Source organism: Cellulomonas dongxiuzhuiae (assembly GCF_018623035.1).
Lineage (GTDB): Bacteria > Actinomycetota > Actinomycetes > Actinomycetales > Cellulomonadaceae > Cellulomonas > Cellulomonas dongxiuzhuiae.
In genome coordinates this window covers 2,637,214-2,653,869 of the sequence record NZ_CP076023.1, presented here as the reverse complement: position 1 = coordinate 2,653,869, position 16,656 = coordinate 2,637,214, and the positions used below count along the sequence as shown (strand labels likewise).

At 73.3% G+C, this 16,656-nt stretch carries 12 protein-coding genes; 5 read left to right on the top strand and 7 right to left on the bottom strand.

The window, feature by feature from the left end:
- The first annotated feature begins 63 nt into the window (after positions 1-63).
- The 4 genes from KKR89_RS11880 to KKR89_RS11865 all read left to right on the top strand — a co-directional run bounded on the left by KKR89_RS11880 (position 64) and on the right by KKR89_RS11865 (position 6,374).
- Positions 64-2,835 (top strand): peptidoglycan recognition protein family protein, encoded by a 2,772-nt coding sequence (locus KKR89_RS11880; protein ID WP_208195521.1) that lies wholly within the window; start codon positions 64-66, stop codon positions 2,833-2,835.
- 115 nt (positions 2,836-2,950) lie between these two features.
- A complete protein-coding gene (locus KKR89_RS11875; protein WP_208195520.1) occupies positions 2,951-3,784 on the top strand; it encodes an ABC transporter permease in 834 nt (277 codons plus the stop codon).
- Positions 3,784-5,004: an ABC transporter ATP-binding protein gene (locus tag KKR89_RS11870; RefSeq protein ID WP_208195519.1), complete on the top strand. Its 1,221-nt coding sequence runs from the start codon at positions 3,784-3,786 to the stop codon at positions 5,002-5,004. Before KKR89_RS11875 ends, KKR89_RS11870 begins: the two co-directional genes overlap by 1 nt.
- Positions 5,001-6,374, top strand: a complete 1,374-nt coding sequence (locus KKR89_RS11865) for a glycosyltransferase family 4 protein (RefSeq protein ID WP_251140872.1) — start codon at positions 5,001-5,003, stop codon at positions 6,372-6,374. The genes KKR89_RS11870 and KKR89_RS11865 overlap by 4 nt, the downstream gene beginning before the upstream one ends.
- Before the next feature lie 21 nt (positions 6,375-6,395).
- Here KKR89_RS11865 and KKR89_RS11860 read toward each other — a convergent pair whose 3' ends face one another.
- The 3 genes from KKR89_RS11860 to KKR89_RS11850 form a co-directional block, all read right to left on the bottom strand.
- Complete coding sequence (locus tag KKR89_RS11860; RefSeq protein ID WP_208195518.1) at positions 6,396-7,307, bottom strand: class I SAM-dependent methyltransferase; 912 nt, start codon at positions 7,305-7,307, stop codon at positions 6,396-6,398.
- A gap of 124 nt (positions 7,308-7,431) precedes the next feature.
- The gene (locus KKR89_RS11855) at positions 7,432-8,955 is read right to left on the bottom strand and encodes a glycosyltransferase (protein WP_208195517.1); all 1,524 of its coding nucleotides are present in this window, start codon (positions 8,953-8,955) and stop codon (positions 7,432-7,434) included.
- Entirely contained in the window at positions 8,952-9,332 is a 381-nt protein-coding gene (locus tag KKR89_RS11850; RefSeq protein ID WP_208195516.1) for a hypothetical protein, read from the bottom strand. Before KKR89_RS11850 ends, KKR89_RS11855 begins: the two co-directional genes overlap by 4 nt.
- Before the next feature lie 78 nt (positions 9,333-9,410).
- Between KKR89_RS11850 and KKR89_RS11845 the strand changes: the two genes are divergently transcribed.
- On the top strand, positions 9,411-11,912 hold the full coding sequence (locus tag KKR89_RS11845; protein ID WP_251140871.1) for a glycosyltransferase: 2,502 nt from the start codon (positions 9,411-9,413) through the stop codon (positions 11,910-11,912).
- A 32-nt stretch (positions 11,913-11,944) separates the two neighbouring features.
- Here the strand turns inward: KKR89_RS11845 and KKR89_RS11840 are convergent, their stop codons facing one another.
- The 4 genes from KKR89_RS11840 to KKR89_RS11825 form a co-directional block, all read right to left on the bottom strand.
- On the bottom strand, positions 11,945-12,868 hold the full coding sequence (locus KKR89_RS11840) for a glycosyltransferase family 2 protein (RefSeq protein WP_208195515.1): 924 nt from the start codon (positions 12,866-12,868) through the stop codon (positions 11,945-11,947).
- Positions 12,861-13,478, bottom strand: a complete 618-nt coding sequence (locus tag KKR89_RS11835; RefSeq protein ID WP_208195514.1) for a dTDP-4-dehydrorhamnose 3,5-epimerase family protein — start codon at positions 13,476-13,478, stop codon at positions 12,861-12,863. Before KKR89_RS11835 ends, KKR89_RS11840 begins: the two co-directional genes overlap by 8 nt.
- Before the next feature lie 68 nt (positions 13,479-13,546).
- Entirely contained in the window at positions 13,547-15,898 is a 2,352-nt protein-coding gene (locus KKR89_RS11830) for a hypothetical protein (RefSeq protein ID WP_208195513.1), read from the bottom strand.
- Positions 15,895-16,488 carry a hypothetical protein gene (locus KKR89_RS11825; protein WP_208195512.1) on the bottom strand — a complete coding sequence of 198 codons (594 nt, stop codon included), beginning with the start codon at positions 16,486-16,488 and terminating at the stop codon, positions 15,895-15,897. The genes KKR89_RS11830 and KKR89_RS11825 overlap by 4 nt, the downstream gene beginning before the upstream one ends.
- Positions 16,489-16,656: the final 168 nt, after the last annotated feature.

The window sequence follows — 16,656 nt, the reverse complement described above, 5'->3', positions numbered from 1 at the left end:
CGTCCCGCAGCGCACGGCCGGTTCGAGGGGTCGGTGCGACCGGGGGATCGCAAGGAGGCACCGTTGTCCGCACGCCACGGCCGTCCGGGGTTCGCCGTCCCTCGCAGGCACCCGTGGCCCTGGGCTGCACGCGCCCTCGCGCTCGCGCTCGCGCTGTCCGTCACCTCCGCGGCACCGGCCGCCGGCGCGGGCGCGACCGCGACGAAGGCGCCGGCGGTCCCGCCGGTCGCCGAGCAGCCGCTCGACCCGCTCGTTGTCGACGAGGTGCCGGTCGTGGTCGAGGGGCAGACGCCGGCGGGGCCGGGGACGGACACCGTGCCGGCGCCCGAACTGTCCGCGGAGCTGCCGGACGTGGTGGCCGCCGACGCGGTCGGTACGCGCACGGTCTCCGCCGCGGTGCCGGTGACGCGCTACCAGACGCTCGGCGTCACCTGGTCGACGGGGCCGTCCGCCGCCGACGTCGACGTCCGCGTGCGGACGCGGACGGACGACACCTGGTCCCAGTGGATCCCGCTCGAGAGCGACGGCACCGTGCCCGACGCCGGCACCGCCGAAGCGAGCCGCGAGGTCCGCGCGGGCACGGAGTCCGTGTGGATCGGCGACGCGGACGACGTGCAGCTCTCGCTCGGAGAGGGCGCGCGTTCGGTGCAGGACGTCCGGCTCGCGCTCGTCGGTGCCACCGATGACGCCCCGGACGGCGCCGACCGGTCCGCGGACGCGGCACTGTCCGCGCCGACCGTCCTCTCCGCGCCGACCGTCCTGTCCGCGCCCGCAGACCTGGCCGCGGCTGGCGGGAGCGTAGTGGCGAGTGCTCCCGCCGCGCCGGCCATCGTGACGCGCGAGGGGTGGGGGGCCGCGCCCCAGCGGTGCGCGCCGGACGTCGCCTCGACGCTCCTCGCCACGGTCGTGCACCACACCGCAGGTCCGAACACGTACGCGACGGTCGGCGAGGCGATGGCCCAAATCAGGGGCGACCAGCGATACCACCAGGACGCCCGCGGCTGGTGCGACATCGGCTACAACTTCCTCGTCGACAAGTGGGGCAACATCTACGAGGGGCGCGACGAGTCCGGCACGCGGCCGGTCATCGGCGTACACGCCGGGGGCTTCAACACCGCGACCCTCGGCATCTCGATGCTCGGGGACTACAGCAGCATCACGCCGTCCGCCGCGGTGCAGGAGAGCGTCGCCCGGCTCATCGCGTGGCGGATGGCGTCGTACCACCGGGACCCGGGCAGCACCGTCGGCTACACGACGCTCGGCGGCGAAAACTCGCGGTACGCGGGCGGAACGACGCTCTCGCTCCCCGTCGTGATCGGCCACCGCGACGTCGCGTACACCGCGTGCCCCGGCGAGCGCGGGTACGCGGTGCTCGGGATCATCAAGCAGCGGGCACGCGACATCATCGCCGGGCAGTACGTCAACCCGTCGCTGTCGGCGACGAGCGTGCCGGTCGGGGGGTCCGTCGCCGTGCTCGGTGGTGCGACCGGCACCATCCACTCGACGCTGCGGGTCGTCGACGAACGCACGGACCAGCAGGTCCGGTCGGTCTTCGCCGTGACGTCACCCACCGGTGGTGGGGCGCTCATCGTCTGGGACGGGCGCAACGAGGCCGGCGCGCCCGTCGGTCCGGGTCCGTACCGCCTCTCCCTGGAGGGCGTCGACACGCGTGACGGCCGCCCCGTCGTCGGGTTCGTCGCCCGCGTGCAGGTGACCGGCACGTCGGTGCCGCCGACGGTCCCCGGCGTCCCCCTGGTCGGCGACCTGCGCTTCGTCCCGGTCGCTCCCGCGCGACTCCTCGACACGCGTCCGGGCGGCGCGGCCCTCGGGCCGGGTGGACGGGTCGACGTCACCGTCGCCGGCACCGCGGGCGTGCCTGCCGACGCGAAGGCGGTCGCGCTCAACGTCACCGCGGTGGCGCCGTCCACCACGACGTTCCTGAGGGTGTGGCCTGCCGGTGGACCGGTCCCGTCGTCCTCCACCTTCAACGCGGATCCCCGCATCACCGCGGCGTCCGGCGTGATGGTCGGCGTCGGCGGCGAGGGCAAGGTGAGCGTCTACAACAACAGCGGGTCCGTCCACGTCGTCGTCGACGTGAGCGGCTACTTCGTCGACGGCTCGTCGGGCGTCGGCTACCGGCCGCTGGCCACGGGGGCGCGGCTGCTCGACACTCGTAGCGAGGGCGGTCCGCTGACCTCGGGTGCGACCCGGGAGGTCCAGGTGACGGGGCGCGCCCAGGTGCCGGCCGGCGCGACCGCAGTCCTGGCCAACGTGAGCTCGGTGGGTCCGGCAGGCCCGGGCAACATCATCGCTCACCCGGCCGGTGGCGCCGTGCCGACGATCGCGAGCGTCAACCACCTGCCGGGCGACAACGTGAGCAACCGCACGGTCGTGCCGCTCTCGGCGGACGGCAGGCTCGCGCTGACGCTGCAGGGCGCGCAGGCCCATGTGGTGGTGGACGTGATCGGGTGGTTCGGTGCGGGGGCGCCGATGAGGTTCACGCCCATCGACCCGGCGCGTGCGACCGACACCCGCACGACGAGCCCTCTCGGTCAGGGCGAGTCCCGGGACCTGCCGCTCGGGGCCGTCGCTCTTCCGCAGCAGGCCCAGGCGGCCGTGCTGTCGCTCGCGGCGACGCAGCAGACTGACACGACGTTCCTCACGGCGTGGCAGCCGGGGACCTCGCGGCCCACGGCGTCCGACCTCAACACGGGGCGGGGGCGGGACCAGGCCGCGATGACGGTCGTCCCGCTCGGGCCGGAGCGCCTGGTCCGGGTCTACAACGACCGCGGGACCAGCCACGTCGTCATCGACGTCCAGGGCTGGTTCGGCTGACGGCAGCGCGCCGGCCGGGCGGCGGTCCCAGGATGCCGTTGGGGTATCGTGAGCCGCCGCCCGGAGCACCGGATACTGTCGCGCGCCGGATGCAAAAGCCAACCCCGGAGGTCTTGTGAGCCTGATTGCCGACGTTCGATCGTCGCGCGAGCTCCTCGTCAACCTGACGAGGCGCGAGGTGAAAGGCAAGTACAAGCGGACGGCCCTCGGGCAGCTCTGGTCGCTGGCCAACCCGCTGGCGCAGATGCTGGTCTTCACCCTCGTGTTCTCGGTCATCATCCGGATCGAGCCGGGCAAGGGTGACCCGAGCGGCCTCGACGTGTTCGCGCTGTGGCTCATGTGCGCGCTGCTGCCGTGGGCCTTCTTCACGTCCGTCGTCACGGGCGGCATGGCCTCGCTCGTCGGCAACGAGAACCTCATCAAGAAGGTGTACTTCCCGCGGTCCGCCCTGGTCGTCTCCAGCGCCCTGGCGACGAGCTACACGTGGGCGATCGAGATGGTGGTGCTGGTCATCGCCATCCTGCTGTTCGGCGGCAGCCCCCTGGTCTACCTGCCGCTGGTCGTCCTCGCGATGGTCACGCTCGCCGCGTTCGCCCTCGGCGTCGCGATGCTGGCGGCGATCGCCAACGCGTACTTCCGGGACATGCAGCACCTCATCACGATCCTGTTCCAGGTGTGGTTCTACCTGACGCCCATTCTGTACCCGCTGTCCGAGGTCGCGCGGCGTGCTGAGGCCGCCGGTCCCGTGGTCGGTGACGTGACGATCCTCGACCTCTACAAGCTCAACCCGATGGAGGGATTCTCCGAGGTGTTCCGCAACCTGCTCTACGACAACCGGCTGCCCGAGTGGGGGACCGCTCTGGAGTGCGTCGCGTGGGCCGTGGCCGCGCTCGTCGCCGGCTCGTGGGTGTTCACGCGACACCAGCGACGCCTGGCGGAGGTGCTCTAATGGGCGACGCGATCGTCGTCGAGGGTGTGACGAAGGGCTTCCGCGTCTACCACGAGCGCAACCAGACCCTGAAGTCGGCGGTCATGCGTCGTTCCCGGGGCAGCTACGAGGACTTCCTCGCGCTCGACGACGTGAGCCTGGCGGTCCCCGAGTCCTCGACGTTCGCCCTGGTCGGGGACAACGGTTCGGGCAAGTCGACCCTGCTCAAATGCATGGCGCGGATCCTCGAGCCGGACTCCGGGCAGATCAGCATGCACGGCAGGGTGGCTGCGCTGCTCGAGGTCGGGTCGGGGTTCCACCCCGAGCTCTCCGGCCGCGACAACGTCTACCTCAACGGCTCGATCCTCGGCATGACCCGTCAGGAGATCGACCGGAAGTTCGACGAGATCGTCGACTTCTCGGGCGTCGAGCAGTTCATCGACCAGCCGGTGAAGAACTACTCGTCCGGCATGTACGTGCGCCTGGGCTTCTCGGTGGCGATCAACGTGGAACCGGAGATCCTCCTCGTAGACGAGGTCCTCGCCGTCGGCGACGCGGCGTTCCAGGTGAAGTGCATGGAGAAGTTCGGCACCCTCAACCGCGAGGGGCGAACCGTCGTCATCGTGTCCCACTCGCTCCCGTCGGTACGCGCGATGTCGGACACGGCGGCGTGGCTCGAGAAGGGCCGGCTGCGGGAGGCCGGCCCCGCGAGCGACGTGCTCGAGCAGTACGAGCGGTCCACCCGGTCGGCGAGCGGCACCGCGGTGGTCGGGGGACGCGAGCACACTGGCAGCGGCGAGGTGCGTATCAACCGGGTCGAGGTCAGCCGACCGTCCGGCGAGGAACGGCTCGTCGTCGGCGGGCCCGCACGCTTCCGCCTGCACTGGACGGCCCAGACGCCCGTCGACGACCCGGTCGTCGGCTTCGCCCTCGAGGCCCGCGACGGCACCTACCTGGCGGCGACCAACACGCGTGACGCGGGTACGGCGCTCGGTCGTGTGAGCGGCGACGGCGTGATCGAGTGCGTGCTGCCCACGGTGCTGCTGCACCCGGGGGAGTACATCGTCACCGCGGCGGTCACCGACTCGAGCACCACCCACTCCATCGACCACGTCCGCGACATCGCGCGGTTCTCCGTGGACGCTGGTGAGGGGCACTGGTCCGGCGGCTACCTCGCGCTGCCCGCCCGGTGGGAGGAGCCGGTCCCGGCGGCCGACGGCGTGAGCGGTCGCGAGCGGTGACGGCGTCGGGCACGTCGCGTACGCGCGTCCTGGTCGTCACGCTCGACCGGATCGCCGAGCAGATGGCCGGGCCTGCGATCCGCGCCTGGGAGATCGCGACGTTCCTGTCCGCGGAGCACGACGTCCGGCTGCTCACGTTCGGTGAGTGCCGCCGTACCGCGACCGCGTTCGACATCGGGCACGTCGAGATCGGGGAGTTCCGGGCCGCCGTCGAGGAAGCCGACGTCGTGGTCCTGCAGGGGTACGTTGCGGCGACGTTCCCGTGGCTGCAGCATGCGGACGTGGTCCTCGTCGTCGACCTGTACGACCCGTTCCATATCGAGAGCCTCGAGGTCCTGCGCGACAGGCCGCTGGCGGAGCGCGACGCGTCCCTCGCGTCCGCGCTGCGCGAGCTCGACGCACAGGTGCGGCGGGGTGACGTGTTCCTGTGCGCCTCCCCGCGTCAGCGTGACCTGTGGATCGGGCACCTCGCCGCCGCGGGCCGACTGAACCCCCTCGTCTACGACGCCGACCCCTCGTTGCGGGACCTCGTCCGCCTCGTGCCGTTCGGCGTCGCCGACGCCGAGCCGCTGCGCACGGCACCCGCGATCAAGGGGGTGGTGCCGGGCATCGCTGAGGACGATCTCGTCATCCTGTGGGGCGGCGGCGTCTACAACTGGTTCGACCCGTTGACGCTGGTGCGCGCTGTCGACCTCCTCAAGGAGCGGGTGCCGCGCCTGCGCCTGTACTTCCTCGGTATGCGTCACCCCAACCCGGACGTGCCGGAGATGCGGACGGCCGTCTGGCTCCGCGAGCTCGCGCACGAGCTCGGACTGGTCGGGACGCACGTGTTCTTCAACGAAGAGTGGGTGCCGTACGAGCGCCGGGCCGACTACTTGCTCGACGCCGACCTCGGCGTCTCGTGCCACTTCCCGCACGTGGAGACCGAGTTCTCCTTCCGGACCCGGATCCTCGACTACCTCTGGGCCGGCCTGCCGATCGTCAGCACCGACGGCGACGCGTTCGCGCCGCTGATCCGGCACGAGGGACTCGGCCGCGTCGTCCCGGCGGAGGACGAGCACGCGCTCGCCGCCGCGCTCGCGGAGCTGCTCACCGACGACGCGGCACGCACCGCGGCGGCGGCCGACGTCCGACGCGTGGCGCGCGGGATGACGTGGTCGCACGTCCTCCAGCCGCTCGCCGAGATCTGCGCCTCACCTCGACGCTCAGCCGACGCCGGTCGGCTCCCGCCCGCCGTCGCGGACGCTGTCCGCCCGGCGCGTCGGCTGCGCGACGACGCGGCCGCAGCCGTGCGCCACCTGCGCATGCGTGGGGTGCGACACACGGCCGGCAAGGTGCGCGACCGGTGGCGGGCCGCCCGGGCGCGCTGAGCGCCCGACCGGCCCCGCCGGTCAGCGCCGGGCGAGGCGCAGCCGGCCCGCCACGGACGACAGCCCCGTCGCGATCCGGTGGCTGCGCGTCGCGCGCACCGTGTCGAGGTCGTGGTACGCCTGCGCGAGGTCGCGGTGCGCCTGGGCGAGGGCGGTCTGGAGCGCGTCGATGCGGCCCTGCGTGCCGAGGTCGCGCTGCTGAATCGCACGGTCCGAGTGGTGACCGCCCAGGGCGAGGACGGACGGCACGGTCGCGTCCGTCGGCTCGCGGGAGCACACCAGGTAGAAGTACAGGTACTGGTCGCGCTCGAGCGGTGCGAGGTTGTGGATCTCGGCCTGGACGACGCCCTCGGTCGCGAACTGCTCCAGGGTACCGATGGCCACGGCCTGCCACGTCGCCTGGAAGTACGGGCTGATGTGCCCGAAGTGCGGGGCGAGAAGCTCGAGGAGCTCGTCGTACACGAACTCGTGCAGGTGGAAGTGGTTGCCCTCGACGAACTCCAGGTCGTTCGGCGTCGAGACGAGCGCGATGCCACCGGGGGCGAGGACGCGGTCGATCTCGGCGACGAACCGGTGGTAGTCCGCGACGTGCTCGATGGTCTCGAACGTCACGACGACGTCAACGCTGTCGTCCTCGAGCGGGATCTTCTCCGCGTCCCCGTGCCGGAACTCGAGATTCCCCGCACCGTAGGTGCGCGCGGCGTAGCTCACGGCGACCTCGCTGACGTCGACGCCGACGACCGACGCGGCGGTGCCCGCGAGCAGGCTGCAGCCGTAGCCGGACCCGCTCGCGATGTCGAGGACGCGCTTGCCGCGGACGATCTCGGCGGCGGCGAGGTAGCGCGTCAGATGCTCGGCGTACAGCAGCGAAGGCCGGTGGAACGCGGGGATCATCCGCTCGCCGTCGTTGTCGATGCCTAGAGCGTCCGTCATTGTCGACCTGCCTCCCGCGCGTGTGTGCGTCCCACGGCGCCGTGCGCCGACCGGTCAGCGTACCGTCATGCCGCGCGGCCCCCGCGCCCCGATCGGCGTCACCGACCCCCGTGGTCGGGCGCGCCTACGCCGTCGAGCGGGTGTTGACCCAGGGGTCGGACCACGTGAGCCAGCGCCAGAACCGTTCCATGTGCGCCAGCTCCTCGTCGCGCACTGCAGCCTCCCGCGTCGACGACTCGTAGTGGTGCAGGTGCGCCAGCGGCGTGACCACCACCCGCAGGCCCGTACGCCGCACCTTGAAGCAGAGCTCGACGTCGTTGAAATTGAGCGGCAGGTCCTCGTCGAGGCCCCCGACCTGCGCGTACAGGTCGCGGCGCAGCAGCAGGCAAGCACCGGTCGCGGCGTCGAAGTCGGTGTCGAGCGTGCCCAGGCCGAAGTGCGAGCGCCCGTCGGGCTCGAACATCAGGACGTGCGAGGCCACCCAGTCGTCGTTCGCCACGATGCCGACGTGCTGCAGGCGGCCGTCCTCGAGGACCAGGCGGGCACCCACAGCCCCGATGGTCGGGTCCGACGCGACGGAGACCATGCGGGTCAGCCAGCCCGGCTCGATCGGTTCCACGTCGTCGTTGAGGAGGAGGACCAGCTCGCCCCGGGCGCCCGCGACGCCGTGGTTGACGGAGCGCGAGAAGTTGAACGGACCGGGGACCTCTACCACCACCAGGCGGTCCTCGCCCACGACGGCGCGCACGGTAGCGGCGACGGACGGGTCGGTGCCGTGCGACGTCACGAGGACGAGCTCCCACGCCGGGTAATCCGTCCGCTCGACCAGCCCGCGCACGCACCGCTCGACGAGCAGGTGCTCCGTGCCGCCGACCACCCTCCGGCCACCGCCGGTCGGGACGACGACGGACACGAGCGGCGGTCGTGGCAGAAGGCGTTCGACGACCACGCCGCCCGGATACGCGGCACGCGCCGTCGTCGCGTCCTGGCCCGTCCGGGCCAGGTGCCGCGCGACGACCGCGAGACCGGCGTCCCAGGTGGCGTCGTCGACCGGTGGCGCCGCCGGTCGCGTCACCGCGACGACGGGCAGGTGCGCGACGCTGTCGGTCCGCTCGACGCATCGCAGGTGCAGATCCCACTCCAGCGCCCCCGCGGGGGCCGGCCCGTCCGTGCCACCGGTGAACCCGCCAGCTGCGACGGCCAGGTCGCGCCGGACGGCGCACAGCCGCCCGAGGTAGTCGATGCCGCGCTCGTACTCGAGCGACCACCGTGGCTTGGTGAAGATGCCTTCCGCGCCCGGCGCGGGCCACTGCTCATCGGTGTAGAGGACGTCGACGTCGGGCGTGGCGCGCAGGCGCTCGCCGACGGCCTCCAGCCCACCAGGCTCGAGCCGGTCGCCCGGGCCCAGGACGGCGATCCAGGTCCCCGTCGCGGCCGCGAGAAGCGCCTCGAGGCGGCGTGCCGCGTCCGCCTCGTCGAGCACCAGCTCGCGCAGCCACGGCAGGAGTCGGCCGGTGGGATGACGCGTGGCGACGAGGAGCTCCGAGCCGTCGCGCGCGTCCCGCACGAGCTCGGTCGACTCGATCCCGGCCAGGGCGGCGTTGAGGTCGTCGCCGACGTCGAGCAGGAGCGACAGGTGTGGTGTCATCGGCGGGTCGCTCGCACCGCGGCGCGGCCGAGCCGCCGGGGGAGTGCCACGGCACGGCGCGGCAGGACCAGCGCCCGGTCGGTGAGCTGCCGCGCCACCCTGCGCAGCGGGTGCGCGGCGAGCTCGTCAACCTGGCGTTCCAGGTCGGCCACGCGCCGGTCACGTTCGAGCACGGCGATGCGCTGGTCCTCCAGGAGACGGTCGCGGACGCGGATGGCGCCGCGCAGCGCCACCGTCTGCGAGCGGAGGTCGGCGACACGGGCCAGGAGGGCCCCGATCTCACGTTCCTCGACGTCGGCGGCGACGGCGGCATGCACCTCGCGGTCGACCGTGCGCAGGGTGTCCAGCCACGTGGCCGCGTCGTCCTTGATCGGCATGAAGCAAACACTAGGGCATCGGTCCGACTCCTCCGATCGCCCGTCTGAGGGGTCAATGGGGCGCCGTAGAATGGCCGCGTGCGCATCGCTGTCGTGTCGGCTCATCTCCCACCGAACCTCACGAGCGGCGGCACCCTCGTGCCGCAGCGCCTCGCCCACGGGCTCGCCGGGCGGGGGCACGACGTACGGCTCTACGGCGGCCACCTGTCCGAGGGCGAGGCCCTGGAGTCGTGGAACGAGGTCGACGGGGCCGGCGTGCCGGTGCGTTGGATCCGCATCACGCCCTTCACGTCCTGGTCCGACCCGCTCAACAGCGTGAACCCCGGCGCCGAGGGCGACTTCGCGCGCTGGCTCAAGGAGCACCCCGCCGACGTCGTCCACCTGCACGCGCTGCAGACGCTGGGCGCCGGGCTCGTCACGGTCGCGGCCGCGACGGGTGCGCGGGTCGTGGTGACGATGCACGACTTCTGGTGGACGTGCGCACGCCAGTTCCTCGTCGCGCCGGACCTCACGCCGTGCTCGCTCGCCGTCTCGTGCGGCGCGTGCCCGTGCGCGGTCGACCACGCCTGGCTCGAGCGCCGCAACGCGGAGCTCGGGAGGCACCTCGCGCGCGCCGACCTGGTGCTCGTGCCGTCGAGGACCGCGGCCGCGGTCATGATCGCCAACGGGGTCGACGAGCGCCGGGTGCGGGTCGACGAGAACGGACTGCCGCCGGACTCGGTCCCGCGCGAGGTCGTGCGCACGCCGGCGGACCGCGTGCGCTTCCTGTTCGCCGGCGGGTCGGACCCGATGAAGGGGCTGCCGGTGCTCCTCGACGCGCTGGCCCAGGTGCCGGCCGGTGGCTGGAGCATCGACCTGCATGGCGTCGACGCGGGCGCCGTCGCAGGGCTGGGAGAGCACGTCCAGGCGCGGCCGTCGTACGCGCCGGGCGAGCTCGCGGAGGTGCTGTCCGCGCACGACGTCCTCGTGCTGCCGTCGATCATGCGCGAGTCCCACTCGATCCTCACGCGTGAAGCGCTCGGCGCCGGTCTGGCGGTGCTGTGCACGGACACCCTCGGCCCCGAGGAGGTGGTCGTCGACGGCGTCAACGGCGTGGTCGTCCCGGCGGCGGACCCCGCGGCGCTGGCCGGTGCGCTGCGCGCGCTCGTCGACGACCCCGCCGCGGTGCGGCGCATGCAGGAGGTCGCGCCGCAGGTGAGCGTGCGCACGCTCGAGGACCAGGTGACCGGCCTCGAGCGGGTGTACGACGAGATGCTCGCGCCGCTGCCGGCCGGGCCGCTCCGGGCGGTGCCCACGGTCAACCGGGTGCTGTTCGTCGCAGGCATCCAGGGGGCACCGCTGCGGTACCGTGCCCATCTGCCGGCGGAAGGGCTGCGCACGCTCGGCGTGCACACCGACGTGCGGCACTACCGCGACCCCGAGGTACCCGCCCTGGCCGACCGGGCCGACGCGGTCGTGCTCTACCGTGTGCCGGCCACACGTCAGGTGCTCGACCTCGTGGCGCAGGTGCGGGCGCGCCCGCGCGCGGTCCCCGTCCTGTTCGACGTGGACGACCTCATCGTCGACCCCGGACTGCGAGGCTCGGTGCACGGGCTCGAGGGCATGGGGCAGGCCGACCTCGACCTCTGGTGGCGGGGCGTCGCGCGGTACCGCACGACGCTCGAGGCCGCGGACGCCTACGTCGGCAGCACCGCGGCGCTGTGTGCTGACGTGCACGCGTTGACCGGCATGCCCGTGCACCGGTTCGCCAACGGCGTCGGCGCGGCGCTCGGCCGCCTCAGCGAGCGCGCGACGACCCGGCCGCGCACCCCGGGCCCGCTGCGCATCGGCTACTTCTCCGGCACCACGACGCACGACGCCGACTGGGCACTGGTGGAGCGGGCGGTCGTCGAGGTGCTGCGTCGGCACCCCGACGTGGAGCTGTGGCTCGGCGGGCACCTGCGCACCGGGGCGGCGCTCGAGCCGGTCGCGCGGCGGGTGCACCGCCTCCCGATGCTGCCGTGGACCGAGCTGCCCGGGCGGCTGCGCGACGTGGACGTCAACCTCGCGCCGTTGGTGCTCGACAGCCGGTTCAACGAGGCCAAGTCCGCCATCAAGTGGCTCGAGGCGGCGCTCGTCGGGACGCCGACCGTCGCCTCGCCCACCGAGCCCTTCCGGGAGAGCATCCAGGACGGCGTGACGGGGCACCTCGCGGCTGATCACGACGCGTGGATCGCAGCGCTCGAGCGCTTGCTCTGCGACGAGCACCACCGCACGCTGGTCGGTAGCCGCGCGCGTCGGTCCGCGCTGCTGCGCTGGTCACCGGAGCGGCAGGGGCACCGCTACCGGGAGCTCCTCGAGGACGCCGCTCTGCACGTCGTGACGCACGAGCGCCGCACCAGCACCTGGGAGCCGGTCGCGGACGACGAGCCGGCCAGCCCTGTCGGCGGGTGGATCGAGCAGTACCCGCCGGACGAGGGCGCCGTCGTGCACCTGCCGGCCTGGCGCCTGCGGCTCGCGGCCGCGGGACGCGTCTACCGGGCGGGAGGGGCGCGGGCCGTGGCGTCGAAGGTCGCCGCGCGGGTGCGTGCGCCGCACTGAGTCGGGCGGCGCTCCGCCGCAGCCGACGCCGCTCAGCGCCCCGGCAGCGGACCTGAGCGCCCGAGCACACCGTCGCGCAGACCGCGCAGCATCAGCGGCACCCGCACGCGCCGCGGGGCGACCGCGAGCGTGTAGTACACGACGTACTTCGTGATCCACCAGAGGTAGCCCCATCGCCACGCGGCGGGCATCAGGTTCCGCGTGCGCACCAGGCGGATCGTGTTGCGCGTCATGTAGTAGTTGCGCACCACCGACTGCACGTGCACGGTGCGGCTGCGGCCGGGCACGGCGCGCGGCGTCTCCCCGAGCTCGTGCCGCAGCTCGGCGCCCACGACGGCGTACAGGTGCCAGCCGGCGCGGCGCGCGCGCACGCCCCATTCGAGGTCGACGTGGTCGATGAACATGCCCTCGTCCATCGGCCCGACGGCGTCGAGCGCCGCCACATCGACCAGCGTGCCCGACGCGATGAGGAAGCCGACCTCGACCAACGTGCCCGGGACGTCCGGCAGGTCGATGCGCCGCGGACCCCAGCGGCGAGCGGCGTAGACGAAGGGCGGCTCACCGTCCCGGTCGTCGCGGCCGGTGGCCCCGACGGCCGCCACGCGGCCGTCGCCGCGCGCGTGCGCCGCCGCGGTGGCCGCCACGAGCACCTGCACCATGTCCGGAGCCGGGACCGAGTCCTGGTCGAGCAGCAGCACGTGCGTGGCACCCACGGCGCGCACCGCGTCGCACCCGCGGTTCTGCGCCGCCGCGATGCCGAGGTTGGCCCCCAGCCGCAGGAGCGCGCCACCGTGCGTCGTCACCCGTTCCTCTAGCCACGGGGCCGAGCTGCCGTTGTCGACCACGACGACGGCAGCCACCTGCGGCGCGACGGCGGTCAGGAGAGCCGTGAGGGCGTCCTGGCGGGGCTGGTAGGTGACGACGACCGCGGCGACGCGGACGCCGCCGTCAGCCATCGAGCGAGGCGAGGAATGCGGCGACGTCCTGCGCCTCGGGGAGCAGGCCCTGGGCCTGCGCCTCGGTCAGCGTCGGGGCCTCGGCGTCCTTGAGGGACAGCAGGTGCGTCAGGGGGCGCCCGTCGCGGCCCTCGGTCGGCCAGGCGATCCCGATCTCGGCGTCGAGGGGGTGGATGCCGTGCTCGCGGCCCGGCGCGTAGGGCGCGGAACACAGGTAGGCGACGGTCGAGCCGTCCTCGAGGGAGAGGAACGCGTGACCCATGCCCTCGGGCAGGTAGATCGCGCGGCGGTCGACGTCGTCGAGGAGGACCGAGTCCCACTGCCCGAACGTCGGCGACCCGACGCGGATGTCGACGACCACGTCGAGGACGGCGCCCTTCGGGCACGTCACGTACTTGGCCTGGCCCGGGGGCACGTCGGCGAAGTGGATGCCGCGCAGCACGCCGGCGGACGACACGGAGAGGTTTGCCTGCGCCAGCTCGAACCGGTGGCCGAGCGCCTCGGCGAGGTCCGCACCGCGGAACCACTCGAGGAACACGCCCCGGTCGTCACCGAACAGTCGGGGGGTCAGTTCCAGCGCACCGGGGACGGCGAGCTCACGCACCTGCATCAGTTTCCTCCTGGGGGTCGGCCGCGCCAGGGTATCGCGACGGTCCGCGGCCGCCGGCCTTCGGTCGTTCAGCCGCTCACGGTGACGGTACGGCAGGACAGCCGCGGGTTCGGTTCGGAGGGTGTGTTGATCGCGTACACGCACACCTCCTGCGGCCCGGGCGCGGCCGGGACGGTCGCCGAGAAGCCGTGCGCGGGACCGCGGCCGAACACGGGCACGAGGTCGGGCCGGTCACCCCCTGCGACGACCGCCGTGCCGGCGGCGCCCACGTAGACGTGCACGGCGATGGGCCCCGTGGTGTCGGGGTCGATCGCCCAGCCCGTCACCGTCACCGAGCGCGAGCCGGGAACGACCGAGTCGATGAAGCCGAACGGCGTGCCGTCGGGCACGGTCACCGTGAAGCACGCGACGGTCGTGTTGGGGCCCGCGTTCGCGTTGATGGCGTACACACACACACGGCGCTGTCCCGGTGTCGTGGGCACGGTGGCCGTGTAGCCGTGGTCGGCGCCGTTCGCGTGGACCGGGACGAGGTCCGGGCGCGGGCGGTCGGCCCGGACGGCGCGGGCCGCCGAGTCGACGTAGACGTGCACGTCGATCGGTCCCGCGGTGTCCGGGTCCATCGCCCAGCCCGTCACGGTGACGCCGGTTGAAGTCACCTCGACCGAGTCGATCCAGCCGAACGGCGCGCTGTCGCGCACCTCGACCGTGCGGCACTCGAGCTGAGGGTTGTGCCCGGGCGTCGCGTTGATGGCGTAGACGCACAGCCGGTGGGTGCCCGGCGTGGCCGGCACGGTGACCGAGAAGCCGTGCGCGGGGCCCCGGCCGAACCGTGCGCTGAGGTCGGGACGGTGACCGTTCGCGAGGTGTGCGCTGCTCGCGGAGTCGACGTAGACGTGCACCGCGATCGGGTCGTCCGTGTCGGGGTCGAGCGCCCAGCCCGTCACGGTGATGCCGGTGGCAGTCGTCGTGACCGAGTCGATCCAGCCGTGCGGGTCCTTGTTGACCACCGTCACCTGACGGCAGCCAAGCGTGAGGTCCACCCCGGGTGCCGCCTTCAGCGCGACGACGCAGACCGTGCGCGGGCCCGGCGCGGCAGGCACGCGCACATGGAAGCCGTGGAACGCGCCGACACCGTACGCCGCGTCGACGTCGACGCGGGGCACGTCGGCCACCACGGCCGTCGGCACCCCGTCGACCGTCACCCGGACCGTCGAGGAGATGGCGGGGGAGTCGGGGTCGTACGCCCAGCCGGTCACGGTGACGCCGCTGGCCTCCGGCGCGACGGTGTCGACGACGCCGCGCATGGGGTTCGGCACGTCGACGGACCGGCACCCGAGGAGTGTGTTGCCCGACGTCGCGTCCGTGTTGAGGGCCCACGCGCACGCCTCGTGGCGTCCCGGGGGCGCGTCCATCGCCGCGACGTACCCGTGCCGGTCACCGCGGCGGTAGACCGCGTCGACGTCGGGGCGCGAGACGTCGGCCCGGAAGGAACGGGCGTCGGCGCCGACATAGAGGTGCACGGTTATCGGGTCGTCCGTGTCGGGGTCGATGGCCCAGCCGGTCGCGGTGACCGTCTGGCCGGACACGGTGACGGAGTCGAGGAAGCCGAAGGGTGGGCTGCCCACCGGCGAGCCGAACCAGTCGGTGAAGTAGGCGTAGAAGTTGCGGTTGCCGTACGACGAGCAGGCGTTGCCGGTGCCGTAGCCGGCTGCCAGCGACGCCGCGTTCGGCTGGTACGGCGTGTAGTTGTACAGTCCCGCCGTTGCCTGGTTGCGGATGTGCACGGGTGAGGTGCCGCACCCGGCGTCCGGGTGGAAGCGCACGTTGTTCACCAGGCCGGCCTGGTGCGCGTAGCGGGTGGGGTTCGCGGCGTAGTTCCTGAACTGCGACGCCGCGGAGTAGACCTGGTTGAAGAAGCCGTAGTACTTCGCGTCGCAGGCGGCGGTGTCCGGGCAGCCGAAGCCCATCGCCTTCTGGTACGTCGCGGCGGGCTTGCCGGTGCGCGCGGTGACGAGGCCCTGCTCCTTCTGGAGGGTCACGAGCAGCACCTGCGGGTTGATGCCGCACGCGCTCGCGACCTTGACGATGATCGCGGCTGCGCTCTCGCCAGCGGCGCCCGCGTAGGCGGCGCAGCGCTCGGTCGTGGCGCGGGACGTCGTCGTCTCGGTGTAGCCGCGCAGGCACGTGCTCCCTGTCGCGGGCACGCAATCGGCACCCTTCTGGTCGAGGAAGTGCTGCACGTCCGACCGCGACATGGTGCCGCTCGCCCAGAACGCCTGGTCGCTGATGATGTACCCGGGGTCGAACCGCGTGAGGTCGGCGGCTGCGGCCGGCGGGGCGCCGGTCGTCATGACGCCCACGACGGTCGCCACGAACGCGAGCCCGATCGTCAGGAAGGCCCGCAGGCCGTGCCGCGTCATGCCGGCACCTCGAGGGTCGCGGCCGTGGAGATGCCCTCGTGGGCTGCGGACCCGTACTGCAGCGTGACGGACCAGGCGCCCGCCGCCAGCCGGCTGCCCGGCACCTCGACGCTGCACGACGTCGTGGCGACGTCCGTCACGGCGGGGGACTCGACGACGATGTCGGCAGCACCGGGCCGGGTCAGCGTGGCGCGGCACGTGCCGCCGCGCTCGACCACCTCGGCGTAGCCGGACACGACGGCGCGGTCGCCGGCCCAACCCGAGATGGTCAGCGTGACCGCGACAGGCGACGTGGCCGTCGCAACCCCCGTGGCGGCGGTACCGCCGTGCCCACCGCCTGCGTCGGCGTCCGCCCCGTCGCCGCCCGTCGTCCCGTCCGTGGCCGGGGGCGACGCGCCGTCGGTGACGTCGTCACCGGTCGTCCCCGGGTCCGCTGCCGTCGGCCCGGTGGTCGCCTGTACCGTCGACGTGGGGGTGCGGGTGCCGGTGTCGTCTCCGGGCGTCCCCGTGGTGCAGGCGGCCGTCGCCGCGAGCACGGCGCCGACGATCAGCGCGCGCGGCGGGCGGGGCGACGGGGGCGTGGGGGGCATGCGGCGGGTCTCCGATCAGGCACGGGTGCACCTCACGCTAACCGCCGGGTCGTCGACGCCGACGGCGTCGTCGCGCGTGTCGCACGCGATCGCCCGGTACGTCCTCTATGCACCCCGCCGGACGCCCTGTCCGCAGGCCCGGGCGGCTAGGCTGACGTGTCCGAGCCG